The sequence below is a fragment of the Cellulomonas soli genome (assembly GCF_052036975.1).
In the GTDB taxonomy this organism is placed as follows: Bacteria; Actinomycetota; Actinomycetes; order Actinomycetales; family Cellulomonadaceae; genus Cellulomonas; species Cellulomonas soli_A.
The window spans coordinates 162,082-183,594 of record NZ_JBQIAR010000005.1 but is presented as its reverse complement, the minus strand read 5'-3'; the positions used below and the strand labels follow the sequence as shown (position 1 = coordinate 183,594).

At 74.2% G+C, this 21,513-nt stretch carries 24 protein-coding genes and 1 riboswitch; of the genes, 1 reads left to right on the top strand and 23 read right to left on the bottom strand.

The window, feature by feature from the left end; all coding sequences use genetic code 11:
- Positions 1 to 7: 7 nt before the first annotated feature.
- The 6 genes from ACTHAM_RS07600 to ACTHAM_RS07575 form a co-directional block, all read right to left on the bottom strand.
- Positions 8 to 922 carry a diacylglycerol/lipid kinase family protein gene (locus tag ACTHAM_RS07600; protein ID WP_440685985.1) on the bottom strand — a complete coding sequence of 305 codons (915 nt, stop codon included), beginning with the start codon at positions 920 to 922 and terminating at the stop codon, positions 8 to 10.
- Positions 919 to 1,734, bottom strand: coding sequence for a twin-arginine translocase subunit TatC (tatC, locus tag ACTHAM_RS07595; RefSeq protein WP_440685983.1), 816 nt, complete (start codon positions 1,732 to 1,734; stop codon positions 919 to 921). Before tatC ends, ACTHAM_RS07600 begins: the two co-directional genes overlap by 4 nt.
- A gap of 44 nt (positions 1,735 to 1,778) precedes the next feature.
- On the bottom strand, positions 1,779 to 2,042 hold the full coding sequence (gene tatA / locus ACTHAM_RS07590) for a Sec-independent protein translocase subunit TatA (RefSeq protein WP_440685981.1): 264 nt from the start codon (positions 2,040 to 2,042) through the stop codon (positions 1,779 to 1,781).
- Positions 2,043 to 2,135: 93 nt separating this feature from the next.
- The gene (locus ACTHAM_RS07585) at positions 2,136 to 2,465 is read right to left on the bottom strand and encodes a hypothetical protein (RefSeq protein WP_440685979.1); all 330 of its coding nucleotides are present in this window, start codon (positions 2,463 to 2,465) and stop codon (positions 2,136 to 2,138) included.
- A gap of 9 nt (positions 2,466 to 2,474) precedes the next feature.
- Positions 2,475 to 3,452 carry a helix-turn-helix transcriptional regulator gene (locus ACTHAM_RS07580; RefSeq protein WP_440685977.1) on the bottom strand — a complete coding sequence of 326 codons (978 nt, stop codon included), beginning with the start codon at positions 3,450 to 3,452 and terminating at the stop codon, positions 2,475 to 2,477.
- Positions 3,445 to 4,488, bottom strand: a complete 1,044-nt coding sequence (locus ACTHAM_RS07575; protein ID WP_440685975.1) for a helix-turn-helix transcriptional regulator — start codon at positions 4,486 to 4,488, stop codon at positions 3,445 to 3,447. Before ACTHAM_RS07575 ends, ACTHAM_RS07580 begins: the two co-directional genes overlap by 8 nt.
- Before the next feature lie 33 nt (positions 4,489 to 4,521).
- On the opposite strand from ACTHAM_RS07575, the gene ACTHAM_RS07570 reads away from it, so the two are divergent.
- Positions 4,522 to 5,682, top strand: a complete 1,161-nt coding sequence (locus ACTHAM_RS07570; RefSeq protein ID WP_440685973.1) for a DUF3866 family protein — start codon at positions 4,522 to 4,524, stop codon at positions 5,680 to 5,682.
- 33 nt (positions 5,683 to 5,715) lie between these two features.
- On the opposite strand, the gene ACTHAM_RS07565 is transcribed toward ACTHAM_RS07570, so the two are convergent.
- The 17 genes from ACTHAM_RS07565 to mihF form a co-directional block, all read right to left on the bottom strand.
- Positions 5,716 to 6,168, bottom strand: coding sequence for a PH domain-containing protein (locus ACTHAM_RS07565; protein ID WP_440685971.1), 453 nt, complete (start codon positions 6,166 to 6,168; stop codon positions 5,716 to 5,718).
- A gap of 51 nt (positions 6,169 to 6,219) precedes the next feature.
- A complete protein-coding gene (hisG, locus tag ACTHAM_RS07560) occupies positions 6,220 to 7,068 on the bottom strand; it encodes an ATP phosphoribosyltransferase (RefSeq protein WP_440685969.1) in 849 nt (282 codons plus the stop codon).
- 88 nt (positions 7,069 to 7,156) lie between these two features.
- Positions 7,157 to 7,420 carry a phosphoribosyl-ATP diphosphatase gene (locus tag ACTHAM_RS07555; RefSeq protein WP_440685967.1) on the bottom strand — a complete coding sequence of 88 codons (264 nt, stop codon included), beginning with the start codon at positions 7,418 to 7,420 and terminating at the stop codon, positions 7,157 to 7,159.
- Positions 7,417 to 7,911, bottom strand: a complete 495-nt coding sequence (ribH, locus tag ACTHAM_RS07550) for a 6,7-dimethyl-8-ribityllumazine synthase (RefSeq protein ID WP_440685965.1) — start codon at positions 7,909 to 7,911, stop codon at positions 7,417 to 7,419. Before ribH ends, ACTHAM_RS07555 begins: the two co-directional genes overlap by 4 nt.
- Entirely contained in the window at positions 7,908 to 9,419 is a 1,512-nt protein-coding gene (gene ribA / locus ACTHAM_RS07545; RefSeq protein ID WP_440685963.1) for a GTP cyclohydrolase II, read from the bottom strand. Before ribA ends, ribH begins: the two co-directional genes overlap by 4 nt.
- A complete protein-coding gene (locus tag ACTHAM_RS07540; protein ID WP_440685961.1) occupies positions 9,416 to 10,039 on the bottom strand; it encodes a riboflavin synthase in 624 nt (207 codons plus the stop codon). Before ACTHAM_RS07540 ends, ribA begins: the two co-directional genes overlap by 4 nt.
- Positions 10,039 to 11,094: a bifunctional diaminohydroxyphosphoribosylaminopyrimidine deaminase/5-amino-6-(5-phosphoribosylamino)uracil reductase RibD gene (gene ribD / locus ACTHAM_RS07535; protein ID WP_440686145.1), complete on the bottom strand. Its 1,056-nt coding sequence runs from the start codon at positions 11,092 to 11,094 to the stop codon at positions 10,039 to 10,041. The genes ACTHAM_RS07540 and ribD overlap by 1 nt, the downstream gene beginning before the upstream one ends.
- 206 nt (positions 11,095 to 11,300) lie before the next feature.
- A riboswitch (FMN riboswitch) is annotated at positions 11,301 to 11,433 on the bottom strand.
- Positions 11,434 to 11,532: 99 nt separating this feature from the next.
- Entirely contained in the window at positions 11,533 to 12,192 is a 660-nt protein-coding gene (gene rpe, locus ACTHAM_RS07530; RefSeq protein ID WP_440685959.1) for a ribulose-phosphate 3-epimerase, read from the bottom strand.
- A 30-nt stretch (positions 12,193 to 12,222) separates the two neighbouring features.
- On the bottom strand, positions 12,223 to 13,734 hold the full coding sequence (locus ACTHAM_RS07525; protein WP_440685957.1) for an RsmB/NOP family class I SAM-dependent RNA methyltransferase: 1,512 nt from the start codon (positions 13,732 to 13,734) through the stop codon (positions 12,223 to 12,225).
- Positions 13,731 to 14,726, bottom strand: coding sequence for a methionyl-tRNA formyltransferase (fmt, locus tag ACTHAM_RS07520; RefSeq protein ID WP_440685955.1), 996 nt, complete (start codon positions 14,724 to 14,726; stop codon positions 13,731 to 13,733). The genes ACTHAM_RS07525 and fmt overlap by 4 nt, the downstream gene beginning before the upstream one ends.
- Positions 14,727 to 14,761: 35 nt before the next feature.
- On the bottom strand, positions 14,762 to 15,400 hold the full coding sequence (locus tag ACTHAM_RS07515; protein ID WP_440685953.1) for an HAD family hydrolase: 639 nt from the start codon (positions 15,398 to 15,400) through the stop codon (positions 14,762 to 14,764).
- Between the two features lie 22 nt (positions 15,401 to 15,422).
- Entirely contained in the window at positions 15,423 to 17,525 is a 2,103-nt protein-coding gene (locus ACTHAM_RS07510; RefSeq protein WP_440685951.1) for a primosomal protein N', read from the bottom strand.
- A gap of 11 nt (positions 17,526 to 17,536) precedes the next feature.
- On the bottom strand, positions 17,537 to 18,745 hold the full coding sequence (metK, locus tag ACTHAM_RS07505) for a methionine adenosyltransferase (RefSeq protein WP_440685949.1): 1,209 nt from the start codon (positions 18,743 to 18,745) through the stop codon (positions 17,537 to 17,539).
- 88 nt (positions 18,746 to 18,833) lie between these two features.
- Entirely contained in the window at positions 18,834 to 20,051 is a 1,218-nt protein-coding gene (coaBC, locus tag ACTHAM_RS07500; RefSeq protein WP_440685947.1) for a bifunctional phosphopantothenoylcysteine decarboxylase/phosphopantothenate--cysteine ligase CoaBC, read from the bottom strand.
- A gap of 9 nt (positions 20,052 to 20,060) precedes the next feature.
- Positions 20,061 to 20,327: a DNA-directed RNA polymerase subunit omega gene (rpoZ, locus tag ACTHAM_RS07495; protein WP_146951887.1), complete on the bottom strand. Its 267-nt coding sequence runs from the start codon at positions 20,325 to 20,327 to the stop codon at positions 20,061 to 20,063.
- Positions 20,328 to 20,429: 102 nt separating this feature from the next.
- Positions 20,430 to 20,999 carry a guanylate kinase gene (gene gmk, locus ACTHAM_RS07490; protein ID WP_440685944.1) on the bottom strand — a complete coding sequence of 190 codons (570 nt, stop codon included), beginning with the start codon at positions 20,997 to 20,999 and terminating at the stop codon, positions 20,430 to 20,432.
- 72 nt (positions 21,000 to 21,071) lie between these two features.
- Entirely contained in the window at positions 21,072 to 21,383 is a 312-nt protein-coding gene (gene mihF / locus ACTHAM_RS07485; protein WP_440685942.1) for an integration host factor, actinobacterial type, read from the bottom strand.
- Between the last annotated feature and the right edge of the window lie 130 nt (positions 21,384 to 21,513).

Genomic DNA, 21,513 nt, shown 5'->3' with positions numbered 1-21,513 from the left:
GCGCGGCTCAGGCCAGCACAGCCAGCGCGCCGGGCACGACCCGCGCGCGCAGCGGGACCGGCCCGATGCGCTCGCCGTCGGCGAAGGCCGCCGGTGGCACGGCACCCAGGGCGTCCACGGGTTCGACCAGCACCGAGCGCGTACGGAACACGTCGACCGCGGGATGGCGCACGTGCCGTCCGCGGTAGATCCCGGGGAAGATGCGCAGCGCGCCCGGGGTGGTGAACGGCCCAGCCACGACGACGTCGAGCAGACCGTCGTCGAGGCGCGCGTCCGGTGCCACGTGCAGCCCACCACCGAACCAGGGCGCGTTCGCCACGGCCACCAACGTCCCGGCGGACTCCCACACGAGGTCGTCGAGCGTGATCCGGTACCCGTACGGGCGGAACCGGCGCAGCTCGCCCAGCACCGCCCGCACGTACCTGGCTGAGCCCGACGGCCAGCGCAGCGTGTTCGCCCGGGCGTTCACGGCGGCGTCGAGGCCGCACGAGAGCACCCCCACGAACCACTCGTGCGCCCCGTGCTCCGGGGCACCGACCTGCACCGCGTCGATCCTGCGGGCACCGCCGACCAGACCCGCGTCGATCCGGGCGACCGCCGCCCGCACGTCGGAGCGCGGCAGACCCAGCGACCGCGCGATGTCGTTCCCGGAGCCGGCCGGCACGATCCCCAGGGGCAGATCCGTCCCGGCGGTCACGTTCGCCCCCAGGTGCACCATGCCGTCACCACCCACGACGACCAGCGCGTCGAGTCCGTGCACCGCCGCCGCCCGCGCGCGCTCCGCGGCCTGCGTGACCGTCGGCGCCGAGAGGTCCTGCACGGTGTGCCCCTCGGCCTCGAGCAGCGACCGCACGTGCCGTCCGACGCTCGTCCCGCGCCCTTGACCGGCAGCCGGGTTGACCACCAGACCGAGCAGGGTCATCCGTGCGACCCGGGTGCGTCGGTCCCGCTGTCGACGGGGGCCACGGATCCCGGGTCGGTGCCGTCCAGCCGCGGGAGCCCCTGCGCGACCCGGCGGGCGTCGACACGTCGGTCGTGCAGGAACGCCAGCCCCAGTGCGGCGAAGTACAGCACGCAGATGGGCAGGGCCAGGACGATCATGGTGATGGCGTCCGGTGTGGGGGTCATCACCGCCGAGAACACGAACGCGAGCAGCACGGCCCATCGCCAGCCACGTGCCCACGTGCGGGCCCGGACCAGGCCGGCGAGGTTCAGCGCGACCATGATCACCGGCAGCAGGAACGCCAACCCGAACGCGAGGATCATCCGCATCACGAAGCTCAGGTACGTCTGCGCGTCGATGAGGTTGGTGGCCCCGTCAGGTGTGAACTCGGTGAGGATCGCCACCGCGTTCGGCAGCACCCACCAGGCGATCGCGGACCCGGCCAGGAACAGCGGCACGGCCGCGCCGAGGAAACCGATCGCGTACCCGCGCTCCTTGCGGGTCAGACCGGGGGTGATGAACGCCCACAGGTGGTAGAGCCACCACGGGCTGGAGACCAGCACACCGAGGAAGAACGACACCTTCAGACGCATGTCGAACGAGGTGGCGACCCCGGCGAAGTTGAGCGCGATCAGCCCGTCCCGGTCGTCGGCCACGACCCTCAGCGGGCGCTGGAGCGCGGCGAACACCGGGTCGTAGACGAACCAGCCGACCACCGCGCCCACCACGATGCCGAGCGCGGCCAGGAAGACCCGCCGCCGCAGCTCGACAAGATGCGCACGCAGAGGCATCCGACCGCTGGGATCGCCCCCGCGGCGCTTGCTGCTCACGTGGGTCAGGCCTGGGGTGTCGTGCCGCTCCCGGCACCGGACGCGTCGTCCGTGCCGGTGGTCCCCGGCTGCTGCACGGGGGGCTGGGTGGCCGTGGGCGTGCCGGGTGCGGCGGGCTTGTCGTCGGCCGTCAGGTCCTTGACCTCGGACTTGAAGATCTTCAGCGACTGCCCCAGGCTCCGGGCCAGGTCAGGAAGCCGGTTCGCCCCGAACAGCAGGATGATCACGACGAGCAGGACGATGATGTGCCACGGCTTGAGTGCGTTCATGTGCTGCGCTTCTCCCCAGTTCTCCCACCACACCGGACGGGTGACTGATAGTAGCCGCGCCGTGGGTCCGGACGGCCGGATGCTCGCCGAGGATCAGCGCCACACCGCGCGCCACCGGGCGCGTGTCGCCTCGTCGCGCTCCCACCGCAGCTCGCGGCGTCGGTCACGATCGAGACGGAGCCGCGCCCGCTGTGCCCGCAGCACGTCCTTGTCGGCGAACAACGTGTGCCGCACGGGCGAGGAGGCGGCCTCCTGCAGACGACGCAGCTCCTCGACCTGTTCGGTCAGGTCCGCCACGACCTGCGAGGCCCGGCCCAGCTCGGTCAGCAGGTCGCGTGCCGAGCGCCACAGGCTGCGCAGCAGGAACCACGCGCCGACGAGGGTGCCCACGACGAGCACCGTCCACACGCTGAACCAGAGCACGGCGCCACCCTAGCCGGGCTGGCCCTCGGCCAGCGGGCCGTAGGCCGCCAGGGCGGCCCGGGCGGTCTGCGCGACCTCACGGGCCACGTGCTCGGGCCGCACCGCCAGGACGTCCTGCGCCACCTGCAGCACCAGGTGCCGCAGCCACGCCGGCTGCGTGACCCGCAGGTCGACCTCGAACGACCCGTCCCCGTGGTTGCGCACGGCTTCCACCGGTGTCGACTCCGCGACCCACCGGCCCCGGCTGCGCAGGTGGACCGTGACGAGCTCACCGCGCGGGTCGGGCCGGAACCGTTCGGCGTCGTCCTCGACGACGTGCTCCTGCACGGGCTCGTCCAGCACGTGCGCCGCGACGATCCGGTCCACCCGGAACATCCGCTCGCCGTTCGCACGCAGGCACCACGCCAGCAGGTACGAGCGTTCGTCGCCGGTGACCAGGCGCAGCGGGTCGACGTCGCGCTCGGTCGTCACGTCGGAGGCGTCCACGTACCGGATCCGCAGCCGGCGCCGACCCTGCAGCGCGGCCCCGAGGGCGGCGACCACCTGCGGGGCACCGTCGAGGGTCAGCTGCACGTCGACCGCCGCGGCCGCGTCACCGGTGGCCGCCGTCAGCTTGCCCAGGACGCTGGCCAGCACCGCGGCCCGCTCCGGGTCGAGCCCGGGCGCCAGCACCGACTGCATGGCCCGCAGCGCCGCCACCAGGGCGACCGCCTCGCGGGTCCCGAGCCGCAACGGCCGCGTCAGACCGCGCGACTCGGTGAGCCGCACGACACCCTGCTCGTAGGAGTCGGCGTCGAAGTCGATCAGGTCGTGCGGGAAGTACCCGGGTGTGCCCGTCACCCACAGGGTGTCGATGTCGCTCATCACCTGCTCGGCGCTGACACCGAACTGCTCGGCGACCGCCTCGACCGGCACACCGCTGCGCCCGTCCAGGTAGGCGACCATGCCCAGCAGCCGCAGCAGCCGTTCGCTGGCCCGCTCAGCCATGGTCGACCTGCCCTGCGACGAGGCCCGCGCCAGGTTCGTCGAGCGTCGCCGCGACCCGCAGCAGCCGCAGCACCGCCTCACGCAGCGGGGGCGGGTCCAGCACCACGACCGCGTCGCCGTAACCGACGAGCTCCTCGGCCAGCTCCCACGTCGACCGGTACGGCACGTGCACCACGTCGCGGTGCGCCAGCACCCCCGCCAAAGTCGGATCAGCAGTGGGCCCGGGCACCCCGTCAGGCGCCGCGACGGCGCGGGCCCTGGCAGCACCGGCCCGCTCGGGCAGCACCGCCAGGGTCGCCACACGCTCCTCGCCCGACGTCCACGACGACAGTGCCGCCTCCAGCGCCTCACGGCTCGGCGGGGCCACCTGGCCGGGCGCACCCACCGGGCGGACCTTGCCCTCGATCCTGCTCAGCCGGAAGGAGCGGCTCGCGCCCCGGTCCCGGTCGAAGCCGACCAGGACCCAGCCCCCGCGCCGCGTCAGCAGCTGCCACGGCTCGACCGTCCGGTCACGCACCTCACCGGTGCTCGCCGCGCGGTACGTGAAGCGCACCGCCTGGCGGGCCTGCACGGCGTCGACCAGCGGCGTCAGCGCACCACCGGCGGCCCGCACCCGCGGGGCCAGACCTGCGACCAGGTCGGTGGACTCCGGTCCTTCCCCGGCGGCCCGCAGCTTGGTCAGGGCGCGCGAGGTGTCCGTGCGCAGGGCCTGGTCCTGCCAGAACTGCGCGGCCAGCGCCAGTACACCCAGCTCGGCGGGGGTGAGCTCCAACGGGGGCAACGCGTACGCGTCCTGGTCGATGCGGTAGCCGATGTCGTCGCCGTGAGCACCGGTCACCGTGAGGATCGGGACGCCCAGGTCACGCAGCGTGTCCTTGTCACGCTCGAACATCCGCTCGAACGCGTCATCGGTCGGTGCGTCCCCGTACCCGGCGACGCTCGTGCGCACCTGCTCCTTCGTCATCCGACCCGCGGTGTTGACCAGGGCGATCACGAGGTTCAGCAGGCGTTCGGCGGGAGGGATCTGGGCGACCATCGGCTCCACCGTAGCGGCCGGTACCGTGTCCGGGTGATCACGTGGCGTGCAGGTGTCGTGGTGTCGCTCGGGGCCTCCTGGCCCGGTGCCGCCGAGCTGACCGTCGAGCTCGAGGACGCCCTCACCGCCGACGGGCCACCTGCGGGCCCCGCGCTGCCGACCACCGTGCGCGCACTGGCCTACCCCGGACTCGTCGGTGAGATGGCTGTGGGTGCCCGCGTGCTGCTCAACGTCTCTGCCCAGGCGCGCGGCCTGGGCACCGGCGGGTACGCCCTGGTGGTCGCCCGCACCGACACGCTGCCCGCCGACCCGCCCGCCGGCCCGGGCCACCTGGTCAAGGCCCGGTACACCCCGCTGCAGGCGATGGTCCTGGGTGTCGACGACCAGGAGTCACCGCACCACGACACGCTGCGCGACGCCGACGACCTCGAGGGCCTGCCGGTGGTCGTCGCCGACCTGCACTCGGCGCTGCCCGCGATCGTGGCCGGCGCCCGGTTCGCCGCCGCCCGCGCCGGTCGGCCCGCACCGCGCGTCGCGTACGTCATGACGGACGGCGGCGCGCTGCCCGCCTGGTTCTCCCGCACCGTCGCCGGTCTGCGGGACGCCGGCTGGATCGAGGCGTGCATCACCACGGGCCAGTCGTTCGGCGGCGACCTGGAGGCCGTCACCGTGCACACCGGGCTGCTGACCGCCCGGCACGTCGTCGGCGCCGAGCTCGTCGTCGTCGCCCAGGGCCCGGGCAACCTCGGCACGGGTACCCGCTGGGGGTTCTCCGGCGTGGCCGCCGGCGAGGCAGTCAACGCCGCCGCCACCCTGCACGGTCGCCCCGTCGCCTCGCTGCGCGTCTCCGGCGCCGACCAGCGCGAACGACACCTCGGTGTGTCGCACCACTCGCTGACCGCCTACGGGCGGGTCGCCCTGGCCTGCGCCGACGTCCCCGTCCCTCGGTTCGACCCGGACCCGCAAGGCGGCCTGGACGCCCTCGGGCACCGGGTCGCCGACCAGGTGGCCGCGCTCGCCGCACCCCACGGCCGGCACCGGCTGGTCGACGTGCCGGCCGACGCGGACCTGCTCAGCGCGCTCGCGGCCACCCCGGTGCGCCTGTCGACCATGGGCCGTGGACTCGAGCAGGACCCGGCGGCATTCCTGGCCGCCGCCGTCGCCGGGGTGCACGCCACCGACCTGCTGGGCTGAACGGCCGAGGCGGGACCGCTTCGCCCCTGGCGGTCAGTCGTCGCGTGGCGTCGCCGTGTGCAGCGCGACCAGGGTGGCCAGCCGGCGCGCCTCCTGCTCGGCACGGGCGCCGTCGGCGCGCTGCACGCCCATCACGGCGAGCGTGTCGCCGTCGTCGAGGTCGAGCTGCACCCACGGGCGACCCTGACCGAACCGCACCGAGACGATCTGCGACCACGCCAGGCGGCGGGTCACCAGCAGGTTGCGCACCGTCAGCCCGTCGGCGTCGGGCCGAGCACTCACGCTCGCCTGCCGCCAGCAGAACCACACCAGCAGCAGCCCGACCCCGGCGAACGCCGCACGGTCGGACGCCGTGATCCCCGGCACCACCTGCGGGAGCACGGCGACGAGCACCGCGGTCAGGCCCGTCAGGACGACGACCAGACCCAGCGTGACGGCGCGCGCCAGACGCGGCCGGAAGGGAGCGTGCAGTGTCGCGTCAGTCATGCGCCCCTCCCTGGCCGGTACCGGGCCGGAACCAGCGGTCCGGGTCGATCCTCAGAGCCGGCAGGCGTGGATCGAGGTGACGAGGATCGCGCGCGCACCCACCTCGTACAGCGCGTCCATCACCCTGTTCGTGTCGGCGCGACGGACCATGGCCCGCACGGCCGCCCACTCGCGGTTGTGCAGGGGCGCGACCGTCGGCGACTCCAGACCCGGGGTGATCGCCACCGCGGCCTCGACCTGGCTCAACGGCACGTCGTAGTCCATCAGCACGTACTCCCGGGCCGTCAGCACACCCTGCAGCCGACGCGTCAGCACGTCGAGACCGACCGGTTCGACGCCGTCCGAGCGGCGCACGAGCACCGCCTCCGAGCGCAGCAGCGGCTCGCCGAAGATCTCCAGACCGGCCGCGCGCAACGTGGTGCCGGTCTCGACGACGTCGGCGATCACGTCCGCCACACCCAGGCGGATCGCGGTCTCCACGGCACCGTCGAGCCGCACGACACCCGCGGGCGTCACCCCCTGGCTGCGCAGGTAGCCCGAGACGAGCACGGGGTACGACGTGGCGACCCGCCGACCGTCGATCTGCCTGACCTGGTCCATCGAGCCGGCCGTGGCGGCGAAGCGGAACGTGGACCGGGCGAAGCCCAGTGGCAGGTGCTCGGTGGCCGCCGAGGCGGAGTCGAGCAGCAGGTCACGTCCGGTGATGCCGACGTCGACGGTCCCCTGCCCCACGTACACCGCGATGTCGCGGGGTCGCAGGAAGAAGAACTCCACCTCGTTGTCGGGGTCGGGCAGCACCAGCTCGCGGCTGTCACGGCGCTGGCGGTAGCCCGCCTCGCGCAGCATGTCGGCGGCGGGCTCGGACAGCGAGCCCTTGTTCGGGACGGCGATCCTCAGCACGGGGTCCTCATCGGTGTCGTTCGGAGAAGCTGGACGGGTCAGGTGCGGGCCCGCGCGGGCCCGGGGTGCGCCGGTGGTGGGCGACCCGTCACAGATGCTTGTAGACGTCCTCGAGCGTGAGGCCGCGCGCGATCACCAGCACCTGCAGGTGGTACAGCAGCTGCGAGATCTCCTCGGCGGCACGTTCGTCGGACTCGTGCTCGGCGGCCATCCACACCTCGGCGGCCTCCTCGACGATCTTCTTGCCGATGCCGTGCACACCCGAGTCCAGCTCGGCGACGGTGCCGGAGCCCGCGGGGCGGGTCACGGCCTTCTCGGACAGCTCGGCGAACAGCTGGTCGAAGGTCTTCACGAGCGGAGCCTAGACGGCCGGGCGGGCAGCGCGCGCAGGGCGACCACCGTGGCGAGGGCAGCCTGCGCGGCCTCGGCGCCCTTGTCCTCGTGCGAACCGGGCAGCCCGGCCCGGTCGAGGGCCTGCGCCTCGTCGTCGCACGTGAGCACGCCGAAACCCACCGGCACGCCCGAGCGCACCGCCACGTCCGTCAGACCGCTGGTGGCGGCCTGGCAGACGTACTCGAAGTGGGGGGTCCCCCCACGGATCACGACGCCGAGCGCGACGACCGCGTCGGCGCCCGCCTCCGTGGCCGCGCGCGCCGCCACCGGCAGCTCGAACGTGCCCGGCACCCGCACGAGGGTGACGTCCTCGACGCCCGCCTCGGCCAGGGCGCGCCGAGTGCCGTCCAGCAGACCGTCCATGACCTGCGTGTGCCAGCTCGCGGCGACGACGACGACCTTCAGGCCGCGGCCGTCGGTGCTGAGGGAAGGGGCTCCTGCGCCACTCATGCTCGGGTCTCCTGCTCGTGCTCGTGCACCGGCTCGCGGTCCTGCTGCCGGTGCGTGTCGGGGTCCAGCGTCGCGTCGGGCTCGGAGCCCAGGTCGAGCGGACCCAGGTCCGCGTCGAACGCATGGTCGGTGGTGTCGGTGCCGGGTGCGGGCATCGCAGCCAGCACGGGGTCGACGTGGATCGCCGCGGCCTCGTCACCCAGGTGCAGCACGTGGCCCATCTGGGTGGCCTTGGTGCGCAGGTAGGACTCGTTGTGCGGGGTGCGACCGACCTCCAGGCCGCGCACCTCGTCCACCTCGATGCCGTGCGAGCGCAACCCGACGACCTTCGCCGGGTTGTTCGTCAGCAACGTCACACCCTCGACGCCCAGATCGGCCAGGATCGCCGCCGCCGCGCCGTACTCGCGCCGGTCCGCCGGCCACCCCAGGTCGAGGTTCGCCTCGACGGTGTCGCGGCCGTCGTCCTGCAGCGCGTAGGCGGCGACCTTGGCCAGCAGGCCGATACCCCGCCCCTCATGCCCCCGCAGGTACACGACCGCACCGCCCTCGGCCGCCGCCAGGGCCAACGCGGCGTCGAGCTGCGGACCGCAGTCGCAGCGCGCCGAGCCGAACGCGTCACCGGTCAGGCACTCCGAGTGCACCCGGACCACCGGCCGTGCCGCCAGCCCCGCGGACGACACCAGCGCCACGTGCTCGGCCCCCGTCCGCAGGTCACGGTAGCCGTGGATGCGGAAGTCGCCGTGCCGGGTCGGCAGGTACGCCGTGTGCGTGGCATGCACCCGCGGATGGCCCGACGCCCCCGGCGCGCCGCTGCCTTCCGTCGGCGCCACGTCGTCGTGCGCGGTCCGCCACGCGACGATGTCCGCGATGGTCAGCAGCACCAGCCCTTCGGCCTGCGCCAGCGCCGACGCGTCGTCGAGCCGCGTCATCGTGCCGTCGTCGTTGACCAGCTCGGCGATCGCCGCCACCGGCTCCAGACCGGCCAGCCGGCACAGGTCGACCGCGGCCTCGGTGTGCCCCGGCCGGTGCAGCACGCCCCCGGGCACCGCGCGCAACGGCAGCACGTGCCCCGGGCGGATCAGGTCCTCACGGCCCGAGGCAGGGTCGGCCAGCACGTGCAGGGTGCGGGTGCGGTCGGCGGCCGAGATGCCGGTCGAGACACCCGTCGCGGCGTCCACGGTCACCGTGTAGGCCGTCCGACGCGGGTCCTCGCTCTGCGGCACCATCAGCGGCAGGTCCAACGCATCGGCACGGGCGGCCGGCATCGGGGCGCACAGGTACCCCGAGGAGTGCCGGATCGTCCACGCCACCCACTGCGCGGAAGCGGACTGCGCCGCCAGGATCACGTCGGCCTCGTTCTCCCGCTCCGGGGAGTCGGCCACGAGCACCGGACGGCCGGCGCGCAGCGCGTCGAGCGCCTCCTCGACCGTGCCCAGCCGGATCGACCCGCCCTGCTCCACCAGCCCGGCGTGCCCCACCAGCCCGGCCTGCTCGACCTGCCCGCTCATCGCAGCACCCCCGCCGCCGTCAGCAGCCGCTCGGTGTACTTGGCCAACGCGTCGACCTCGAGGTTCACGCGGGACCCGGCCTGCAGCGTTCCCAACGTCGTGGCAGCCAGCGTCGTCGGGATCAACGAGACGCCGAACGCGTCGTCGGACACGTGGGTGACGGTCAACGACACCCCGGACACCGCGATCGACCCCTTCTCGGCGACGTACCGCGCCAGCTCGGCCGGCACCTCGACCTCGACGTCGTCCCACCGCGGACCCGGCGTGCGCCGTCGGATCAGCCCGACCCCGTCGACGTGCCCCTGGACCACGTGCCCCCCGTACCGCCCACCGACCGCCAACGCCCGCTCCAGGTTCACCGGGCTGCCCACGACCAGGTCACCCAGCGCCGTGCGGCGCAACGTCTCGGGCATGACGTCCGCCACGAACGTGCCGTCACCCGGCAGCTCGGTGACCGTCAGGCACACACCGGACACGGCGATCGAGTCACCCGGTCGGGCATCCTGCACCACCAGCGGTCCGCGCACCCGCACGCGGGCGTCGGTGACCGCACCGCCCGCATCGCGTGCAGGCTCCAACGCCTCGATCGTGCCGATCTCCTCGACGATCCCGGTGAACATCAACGCTCCTCGTCCGTGCTGGTGGTAGTGATCCGTGCGGTACCGGCCGCGGCGGTCGCGGCCCTCTGGGGCGTGGCCACGACGAGCACGTCGGGACCGAGCGGCACGACCTCGCGCGGCACGAGCCGCACCGCGTCGGCCAGCGTGGCCACACCCAGGTCGCCGATCGCCGCACGCCCGGCCCCCAGCAGCACGGGCGCCACGTAGGCGTGCACCTCGTCCACGAGGCCCGCCCGCAAGAACGCCGCCGCCACGGTCGGACCACCCTCGACGAGCACGTGCCGCACCTCACGCGCGTGCAGCGCGTCCAGCACCACCGCAGGGTCGTGCGTGCGCACCACGACGAGCTCGCCGCCCGGACCGTGCAGGCGCGCACCGGCGGGCACCTGCCTGTACCCGACCACGACGCGCAACGGCTGGTGGTGGTGCAGCTCACCGGACGCGGTCCGGGCCGTCAGCGACGGGTCGTCGACGAGCGCGGTGCCCGTGCCGACGACGATCGCGTCCACCTCCGCCCGCAGGTCGTGCGCATGCTGGCGTGCCACGTCGGAGGTGATCCAGCGACTCGTCCCGTCCGGGGCGGCCACCCGGCCGTCGAGCGACGAGGCGATCTTCACCGTGACGAAGGGCCGAGCCCGGCGCACCGCGGGCAACCACGCCCCGAGCACCCGCTCCCCTTGCTCGGCGAGCACACCGGTGAGCACCTCGACGCCGGCCGCCCCCAACCGCACCGCACCACCGGCCGCCTGCGGGTTCGGGTCGACCACCGACACGACCACCCGGGCCACGCCGGACGCCAGCAGCGCCTCGCTGCACGGCCCGGTCCGGCCCGTGTGGTTGCACGGCTCGAGGGTCACCACGGCAGTCGCACCGCGGACGTCCTGCCCGCGCTCGCGGGCGTCGGCGAGGGCGGCGACCTCGGCGTGCGGTGTGCCCGCACCACGGTGCCACCCCGCACCCAGGCCGGTGCCGTCCGAGGCGAGCAGCACGCATCCGACCCGCGGGTTGGGCCCGTGCGCGGGGCCGCGGGCGGCGAGCGTGAACGCGTGCTCCATCGCGGCCAGCTCGTGCGACGTGGGTCCAGGCGGTGCCGGTCGCGGCGAGGTGCTGGCGGGTGCGGCCGTGGTGGCCCGCGGGTCCGACGCCGGGGCCGTCGGGTCCACCGTCGTGCTCATCGCCCACCTCCCGTGCCGTCAGGGCTCCGGGGGTACGACCGCAGGGCAGGGCCCTGCAGCCACGTCGATGCCAGGTGCACCGACGCCACGTACGCCTCCCATCCGGACTTTCACCGTCGGTCCTGGAGTTCCACCAGGTCAACCGTCCGGCCCTTGCGGACCGTGCGGGTCGCGGACTGTCACCGCCGGCTCGGACTTTCACCGACCCCGGAGCACGTGTTCTTGCTGCGTCAAACGATCATGCCACACGGCACATTCCCCGACCGGCCCGTGACCAGCACCGGCGGTGGCCGGTGAGCCGGTGATCGGGCACACAGCTCAGCCCGCCTGGTCCGCCAGGGCACGCAACGCGGCGATCTCGCCCGGGACGTCCGGGGCCCCGTACACGGCCGAGCCTGCGACGAAGACGTTCGCACCGGCCCGGGCGATCGCCCCGATCGTGCCGCGTGCCACTCCCCCGTCGACCTGGATCCAGGTACCCGTCCCCGCGGCGTCGACCGCCGCCCTCGTCCGCCGGATCTTGGGCAGCGTGCCCTCGATGAACGACTGCCCGCCGAACCCGGGTTCGACCGTCATCACCAGGATCATGTCGATCTCGTCGAGCAGGTCCAGGAAGGGCTCCACGGGCGAGGCGGGCTTGAGCGCCACGCCGACCCGCGCACCCAGCCGACGCAGCTCGCGGGCGAGCCGCACCGGCGCCTTGGCCGCCTCGGCGTGGAACGTCACCGACGCCGCCCCGGCCTCGGCGTAGGCCGGGGCCCACCGGTCGGCGTCGTCGATCATCAGGTGCACGTCGAGCGGGATCGGCGAGACCTCGGCGATCCGGCGCACCACCGGCAGGCCGAGCGTCAGGTTCGGCACGAAGTGGTTGTCCATGACGTCCACGTGCGCGTAGTCGGCGGTCGCGATGGCCGCCAGGTCACGCTCCAGGTTCGCGAAGTCGGCCGACAGGATGCTGGGGTTGATCAGCGCAGGCACCAGGCCAGCCTAGCGACGCCTCGGATGAGGTCAGTCGAGCCGACGCAGCAGCGTCAGGTGCATCGCGTCGGTGCCGTGCACGTGCGGCCACAGCTGCACGTCGTGGCGGCCGTCGGTGGACAGACCTTCGATCGTCGGCGACACCTCACGCAGCACCGCGACCGCGTCGACCGTCTCGGCCTGCAGTCCCTGCTTCGCGGCGACCCGCAGGGCGTCCTTGACCACCAACCGGGTCTCGGCCTGGTGCGGGGAGCACGTCACGTACGCGACCACCCCACCCGGGCGCACCGCCCGCAGGGCCGACCCGAGGAGCTCACGCTGCAGCACCCCGAGGGTCGCCAGGTCGGCCGGTGTGCGTCGCCACCGTGACTCCGGGCGCCGCCGCAGCGCACCCAGACCCGTGCAGGGGGCGTCGACCATCACCCGGTCGAACGTGGCCGGCTCGTCCTCGCCGACCAGTCGACCGTCACCCGTGCGCACCGCCTCGACGGCCTCCGCCGGGACCGCCCGCAATGCCTGCTCGACCAGACGCGCCCGATGCGGCTGCACCTCGTTGGCCACGAGCCGCGCCCCTCGACCACCCGCGAGGGCCGCCAGCAGGCTCGCCTTGCCCCCGGGACCGGCGCACAGGTCGAGCCACCGCACGTCGGGGCCCTCCAGCGGCGCCGCAGCCAGGGCCCACGCGACGAGCTGGCTGCCCTCGTCCTGCACACCGGCACGCCCGTCGCGCACCGCGGGCACCCCCGCGGGGTCGCCTCCGTCGAGGACGACCGCCGTCGGGGCCAACGACCCCGCCGCACCCGGCACCGCCTCGAGCAGCTCCTCCGGCGTGGACAGCCCCGGCCTGGCGACCAGCGTCACCCGCGGCGCGGCGTTGTCCGCGCGCAGCAGGTCCCCGATCTCGTCCGCGGACCGACCGTGGGCCACGAGCGCCTCACGCATCGCGCGCACGATCCACAGCGGGTGGCTCTCCACCACCGACAACCGGGCCACCGGGTCGTCCTGCGCCGGGTCCACCGCATCCCCGATCAGCCCCAGCCACGTCGGCAGGTCCTGACGGGAGACCGCCCGCAGCACCGCGTTGACGAACTGCGCGCTGCCCGCGCCCGTGCGCGAGCGGGCCAGGCCCACCGTCTCGGAGACGGCCGCGTGCGGGGGCACCCGCATGCCCAGCAGCTGGTGCACACCCAGCCGCAGCAGGTCCAGCACCGGGGGGTCGATCCGGTTCGTCTCGCGACCGGCCGCCTGCTCGATCACCGCGTCGTAGCGCCCCCGCAGCCGCAACGCGCCGTAGGCCAGCTCGGTGGCGAACCCGGCGTCGCGCCCGCGGATGCCACGCTCGCGCAGGAGGGGCGGCAGCACGAGGTTCGCGTACGCGTCCGAGCCGTCGACAGCACGCAGCACGTCGAACGCGACCGCACGCGCCGGGTCGGAGTCCCGACGCCGCTGCGAGGGAGCGGCGGTGGAACGCTGACCTCGGCCCTCGGCCCGGGCGGCACCACGCTCACGTCCGCGTGCGTCACGACGGTCGTCGCCGCTCATGCGCGCACCCCGTCCGTGGCGGCGTCGCTGCCACGACCCCCGTCGAGGACCTGCACCTGGTCGGCGCCGAGCACCGCGTCCGCACCGAGCCGCGCACCGCGCGCCCAGTCGGCGGCCGCCATCGCCCGCTTGCCCGCCGGTGTCACCTCGCCCAGCCGCACCGCACCACCCGCCGTCCCGACGAGCACCTCACCCTTGCCCACCCGCAGCTGCCCCGGGTGCAGGTCGCGCACCTCAGGGACGGGCACCACGGGGCCCACGCCGAGCCGTGACCCGTCCGGCAGGGTCGTCCAGGCACCAGGGGCGGGCGTACAGCCGCGGATGCGCCGGTCCACCGCGTGGGTCGGGTGACCCCAGCGGACGCGGGCATCCTCGACCTCGAGCTTCGGCGCGTGGCTGACGCCGTCCAGCCCCTGCGGCACCGGCTGCAGGACACCGTCCTCCAGCGCGTCCAGGGTGCGCACCAGCAGCCCCGCACCGGCGACCGCGAGCCGTCCGAGCAGATCGCCGGACGTGTCCCGGGGGCGCACCGTCTCGGTCAGGGTGCCCAGCACCGGGCCGGTGTCGAGACCCTCGTCGAGCCGGAACGTCGTCGCACCGGTCACCTCGTCACCGGCGATCAGCGCCTGCTGCACCGGGGCCGCGCCACGCCAGGCGGGCAGCACCGAGAAGTGCAGGTTGATCCAGCCGTGCACCGGCAGGTCGAGCAGCTCGGCCGGCACCAGGTTCCCGTAGGCCACCACCGGTGCGGCGTCGACGGCCAGGGCCGCGAGCGTCTCGCGCACCCCCTCGTCACGCAGCCGCCGAGGGGTCAGCACGTCCAGACCCGCCTCCAGCGCCAGCGCCTTGACCGGGCTCGGCGCGAGTGTGCGCCCGCGCCCCGACCGGGCGTCCGGCCGTGTCAGCACCGCGACCACCTCGTGCCGGGAGGCGAGCAACGCCTCGAGCGACGGCACCGCGGCCGTGGGGGTTCCGGCGAAGAGCAGTCGCATGGGGTCGATCCTAGGTGCGCGCGGGACCTCACCCCTCAGCCGAGCGGCAGCCCCCGGGCCACGAGATCCGCACGCAGCTGCGCCGTGGAGGTGAACAGCAGCGCGTCGAAACCTGCCGCCGCAGCTGCCGCGACGTTCTCCGCGGAGTCGTCCGTGAACACCGTGCGCGCAGGATCGAGCCCGAAACGCCGCACCACGAGCGCGAAGATCCGCGGATCCGGCTTCGCGACACCCTCGACCCCGGAGACCAGCACGTCCTCCAGCAGACCGATCGCCGGCGCCGCCGGCACCGCGTGGTGGAACGTCTCGCTCGACCAGTTCGTCAGCCCCAACGCGCGCACGCCGAGCCCCAGCAGGTCCCGCACCAGCTGCTCCGAACCGTCCACCGGGCCGGGCAGCGCGTCCGGGAAGTGCTCCAGGTAGAGGTCCAGCGCGGCGAGCCGGTGCGGGAACCGCTCCCTCAGCTCGGCACGCGCGGTGTGCCACGAACGCCCCGCGTCCATCTGGTGGTTGAGCGCCAGGAAGTCGACCTCCTCGAAGAACGCCTCGACCTCCGCCCGGTCCATCCGCCCCTCGTACGGGCCGTACGGGTCCCAGTGCACGAGCACGTTGCCCAGGTCGAAGACGACCGCCAGCGGTGCAGCGGTCGACGGGACGGACGGTCGGACGGTCATGGGGCTCCTCGGGGCACACGGGTCACACGGGTTCAGGGGCGTCGACCTGCACGCGCACCGTGCCCCCCTCACGGTGGGCGCTGCGCACCGCCAACGACGCCGCCACCGTCCGGGCCAGCGCCGCACCGGCACCCCGAGGGGCACGCACGAGCGCCTGCACGTCCGGCTCAAGGCCCTGCACCGGCGACCGGCCGGCCTCGCCGTCGACAGGGACAGGACCGAGCACGTCGGCACCCTCGGGCAGCACCAGCCGGTCGAGCACCGCGCCGACCGCGTCCCGGGGACCACGCACCGTCACGGTCCGCACCGCAGGCGGCAACGCCAGCTCGGTGCGTTCGGCCAGCTCCCGGGCCGCGAAACCCACCGGGTCCCACCGCACCAGGGCCTGCGTCGGACGCGGTGCGGCATCACCGACCAGCACGACCTGCCCACCCTCACCGATCGGACGGACCAACGCGGCAGCCGCCATCCACCGACGCAACGCGTCCTCGGACGCCCGCAGCGAGGTCCCCGCCGTCGCGACAGCCGCGTCCAGCAGCACCGCGGCCGCGTAACCGCCCGGCGCGACCGGCTCGGCACCGGGCGTCGAGACGACCAGCGCCGGGGAGTCGGGCACGCCGGCCAGCACACCCCCGGCGGCACGCGCCCCCGAGACCCGCACCGGCACCTGCGGGAACGCGCGACCCAGCTCCTCGGCCGTCCGCTCCGACCCCACCCGCACCGACCGCAGCGCCCCCGCACCGCACTCCGCGCACCGCCACCCCGTGGCCAGACGACCGCACCACCGGCACGTCGGCGTGCCGTCCGCCCGGTCCAGCCCGAGCGGGCCGTGACACGTCCCGCACCGCGCGACCGTCCGGCACCGACCGCACGCCACCGCCGGCACGTAACCCGCCCGCGGCACCTGCACGAGCACCGGCCCGGACTCCATGGCGTCACGCAGCACGCGCCACGCCGGTGCCGGCAGCCGGGCGGCCGCTGCCGCCCCCTCCCGCGCCAGCTCGACCGCCGTCAGCGCCTGCACCCGAGGCGTGCGCGCCCGCACCTGGGCACGATCGGCGACCACCTGACGCGCCCAGCCGCTCTCCACCAGCACCTGCGCCTCGACGGTGCGCGTGTGCGACGCCAGCAGCAACGCCGCACCCTCCAGGTCCGCGCGCAACGCCAGCACCTCACGCACGTGCGGGTACGGCGAACGCGGCTCGGCGTGCAGCGAGTCACCGTCGTCCCAGCACACCACCAGCCCCAGGTCGGCCACCGGCGCGAACGCCGACGCGCGCGTGCCCACGACCACGGACGCCAGTCCGCGCCGCGCAGCCAGGAACGCCCGGTACCGCGCCGCGGGACCGTCGTCCGCCATCAGCCGCACCACCCCGCCACGCGTGCCCCGCGACCACGCCCCGAGCCCGACCTCCGTCAGCGCCGCGCACACACGGTCCACGTCACGCGCGTCCGGCACCACCACGAGCGCGCCCCGACCACCCAGGACCGTCGCCGCGACCGCCTGCGCGACCGCCAGCGGCCAGCTCAGCTCCCCCGTTCCGGGCAGTGCCGTCCAGACCGCCCGCGGCGACCCGCCCGAGCCCAGGTGCTGGAGGAACGCGGCACCACCGCGGTAGTCCACCCAGGCGCTCGCGGACGGCCGGACCGGCATCTCGAGCGGGACCGGCTCGACACCGGTGTCCTCGGCCTCCACCCGCGCGTGCCGCAGTGGCACCGCCAGCCGCAGCACGTCGGCGAGTGTGCCCGCGTACCGGTCGGCCACGGCGCGCGCCAGGCGGATCACCGCCGGGGTCAGCACGGGCTCGGTCGACACGACCTTGCGCAGCGGGGCGAGCGCGCCGTCGTGCTCGGCCTCCTCGACACGCTCGAGCACGTAGCCGTCGACGTCCTGCGCGCCGAACCGCACCTTCACCCGCGTGCCGGGTACGGCGGAGTCGGCCAGCGCCGCAGGCACCAGGTACTCGAACGTGCGGTCCAGGTGCGCCGGTGGCAGGTCGATCGCCACGCGGGCCACCGGCTCGCGCTCGGCCGCCTCGACCGGCCCGGTGGTGGCCCGGGGGCGTCGACGCGCCCGCGGCGCAGGAAGACCCGCGAGGGTCAGCTGCTCACCGGGTCCCGTCATGCGGGCTCCGGTCAGCCGACGGCGGACTGCAGGTGGCTCACGCGGTCCGTGCGCTCCCACGTGAACTCGGGCAGCTCGCGACCGAAGTGCCCGTAGGCCGCCGTGCGCTGGTAGATCGGACGCAGCAGGTCCAGGTCGCGGATGATCGCCGCGGGCCGCAGGTCGAAGACCTCTCGGATCGCCGCGGTCAGACGCTCGACCGGCACGGTCTCCGTGCCGAAGGTCTCCACGTACAGGCCGACCGGGTGCGCCTTGCCGATCGCGTAGGCGACCTGCACCTCGCAGCGACGGGCCAGCCCGGCGGCGACGACGTTCTTGGCGACCCACCGCATGGCGTACGCGGCGGACCGGTCGACCTTCGAGGGGTCCTTGCCCGAGAACGCGCCACCACCGTGGCGCGCGATGCCGCCGTAGGTGTCGACGATGATCTTGCGCCCGGTCAGGCCCGCGTCGCCCTGCGGACCGCCGACGACGAACGTGCCAGTCGGGTTCACCAGCAGGCGGTAGTCGGAGGAGTCGAGCTCCAGGCCGAGCGCGTCGAGCACCGGCACGACGACGTGCTCGGCGATCGCCGGGCGCAGCTGGTCCTCCAGGCGCAGGTCCGGCTCGTGCTGCGTGGACAGCACCACCGTGTCGAGGCGGACCGCGCGGTCGCCCTCGTAGCCGATGGTCACCTGGGTCTTGCCGTCGGGGCGCAGGCCGGGCACCACGCCCTCCTTGCGCACGGCCGTCAGGCGCTCGGCGAGCCGGTGCGCGAGCCAGATCGGCAGCGGCAGCAGGCTCGGGGTGTCGTCGCTGGCGTAGCCGAACATCAGGCCCTGGTCGCCGGCACCCTGCTGGTCGAACGGGTCGACGTCGGCGGCGTCCTCGCGGACCTCGATCGCCTTGTCCACCCCGGCGGCGATGTCGGGCGACTGCTGGCCGATGGACACCGACACGCCGCACGAGTCGCCGTCGAACCCGATGTGCGAGGAGGTGTACCCGATGCCGCGGACGACCTGGCGGACGATCTGCGGGATCTCCACGTACGCGCTGGTCGTGACCTCACCGGCGACGTGCACCAGGCCGGTCGTCACCATGGTCTCCACCGCGACGCGCGCCTGCGGGTCCTGCTCGAGGATCGCATCGAGGATCGCGTCGGAGATCTGGTCGCAGATCTTGTCCGGGTGGCCTTCCGTCACGGACTCGGACGTGAACAGGCGCATCGCGGGGTCACTCATGGCGGACAGCCTAGTGCGCGGCACCGTCACTGACGTGCAGCCGTCCCGAGACGAGGACGGATGTGTCGACGCGGCCCCGCCGCCCAGGTCAGCGCACTGCAGCGGGTCCCAGCGCCGCGACGGCGTCCCAGACCGCGTGCGCGACCTGGTCCTTGGTGCCCTCGGCCTTGGCGACCACCTCGCCGGTGCCGTCCAGGACGGTGACCTCGTTGTCGTCGGTGCCGAAACCCCTGCCTTCGCCCACCGCGTTGACGACCAGCAGGTCGGCGCCCTTGCGACGGGCCTTCGCCCGGCCGTGCTCGAGCACCGACCCGTCCCCGTCCCCGGTCTCGGCGGCGAACCCGACGACCACCTGAGCGTCCCGCAGCCGCTCGTGCGCGAGCTCGGCCAGCACGTCGACGGTCCGGACGAGCGTGATCGAGGGCACGGAACCGTCGTCGTCCTTCTTGATCTTGGTCTCTGCCGTCGTCGCCGGCCGGAAATCGGCCACGGCGGCGGCCATGACGACCACGTCGGCATCGCGTGCGGCGAGACGGACGGCGTCGCGCAGCTCGGCGGCCGAGCCGACGCGCACGACGTCGACACCGGCGGGCAGAGGAAGGGCGACGTTCGCCGCGACGAGCGTCACCTGCGCACCACGCGCCAGCGCGGCGCGGGCCAGGGCGAGCCCTTGCCTGCCCGAGGACCGGTTGCCGAGGTAGCGGACCGGGTCGAGCGGCTCCCGCGTGCCGCCGGCGGACACCACCACGCGACGACCTCGGAGGTCGGCGGTGCCGCCGGCCCTGTCGACGAGGGCGAGGGCCGCCGCCGCGATCGCCTCGGGCTCCGGCAGCCGCCCGGGCCCGCTGTCCGTACCGGTCAGCCGGCCGGAGTCGGGGTCGAGCACGTGCACGCCGCGCGCACGCAGCGTGGCGACGTTGGCGCGGGTCGCGGGGTGCTCCCACATCTCGGTGTGCATCGCCGGCGCCAGCAGCACCGGGCAGCGCGCCACCAGAAGGGTTGCCGTGAGGAGGTCGTCCGCCCGCCCCGATGCCGCACGGGCCAGCAGGTCCGCGGTGGCGGGGGCGACGACGACCAGGTCGGCGCCCTTGCCGACGGCCACGTGGGCCACCTGGTCGACGTCCTCGAACACGTCCGTCGTCACCGGCTGGCCGGAGAGGGCCTCCCAGGTGGCGCGGCCGACGAACTCCAGGGACGCCCGGGTCGGCACGACGCGTACGTCGTGGCCCGCCTCCCGCAGCAGACGCAGCAGCAGGACGGACTTGTACGCGGCGATGCCGCCCGCGACGCCCAGGACGATCCGCATGGGTGCGGGTCAGTCCTCCGGGGTGGCCTCGACCGTCAGCAGACCGGCGTCGATCTCGCGCATGGCGATCGACAGCGGCTTCTCCTGCGGACGGGTCTCGACCAGCGGGCCGACGTACTCGAGCAGGCCCTCGTTGAGCTGCGAGTAGTACGCGTTGATCTGGCGGGCACGCTTGGCCGAGTACAGGACGAGCGCGTACTTGGAGTCGGCGCGCTCGAGCAGCTGGTCGATCGGCGGGTCGGTGATGCCGGTGGGGGCTGCGACGGTTCCGGACACGGTGTCTCCGTACGTGAGGGGTCTGGGGGCTGGTCCTCGCACCGCCCGACGTGCGCGACAGTGGTCACGGACGTCCGCGGGCGCGCGGATGCTCCGAACAGTCTACCTGGTCGACAGCCCCATGACCTGGACCAGCTCGTCCGTGGCGCGCGTCACGTCGTCGTTGACGATCACGTGGTCGAACTCCGGTTCGGCGGCCAGCTCGACACGGGCCGTCGCCAGCCTGCGCTCGCGCTCCTCGGCGTCCTCCGTGCCGCGCCCGACCAGCCGGCGCACCAGCTCGTCCCACGACGGCGGGGCCAGGAAGACGAACCGCGCGTCGGGCATGGTCTCGCGCACCTGGCGCGCACCCTGCAGATCGATCTCCAGGAGGGCCGGCTCACCGGCCGCCAGGCGCGCCTCTACCGGGCCGCGCGGCGTGCCGTACCGGTTGCGCCCGTGCACCACGGCCCACTCCAGCAGCTCGCCGCCCGCGACCATCCGGTCGAACTCCTCGCCCGACACGAAGTGGTAGTGCACGCCGTCGACCTCGCCGGGCCGCGGGGCCCGCGTCGTCGCGGACACCGACAGCCACACCTGCGGGTAACGGGCACGGACGTCGGCGGACACCGTTCCCTTGCCGACGGCTGTCGGTCCGGCGAGCACGGTCAGCCGGGCTGGGGTCGTCGTCATGGGTGGTGCGTCGCTCCTCGGACGTGCAGGTCCCGGCCCGGCGAAGGCCGGACCGGGACTCGGGCGGGGCGATCAGCCGAAGCGTTCGACGAGCGCCTTCACCTGGTGAGGACCCAGGCCACGCACACGACGCGTCTCGGAGATGCCGATCTCCTCGATGATCGCACGAGCCTTGACCTTTCCCACACCGGGCAAGGACTCCAGGAGGGCGAGGACCTTGAGCTTGCCGATGGTCTCGTCCTGCTGACCCAGGGTGATCACCTCGGACAGCGTGCCCTGGGAGTACTTGAGACGGTTCTTCACCTCGGCGCGGGCCTGCCGGGCGGCGGCGGCCTTCTGGAGCGCTGCGGCGCGTTGTTCGGGAGTCAGCGGGGGGAGAGCCACGCGCGTCACCTTCTCGTCAGTGGGCCGGCGACCACGCTGAGCAGCGCGACCGTGATTAAGAAACTAGCGACACCCCGGGACGTCGGCAACGCGACAGGCCTGGCGGCGCCGGACTGCACCCGCAGGTCAG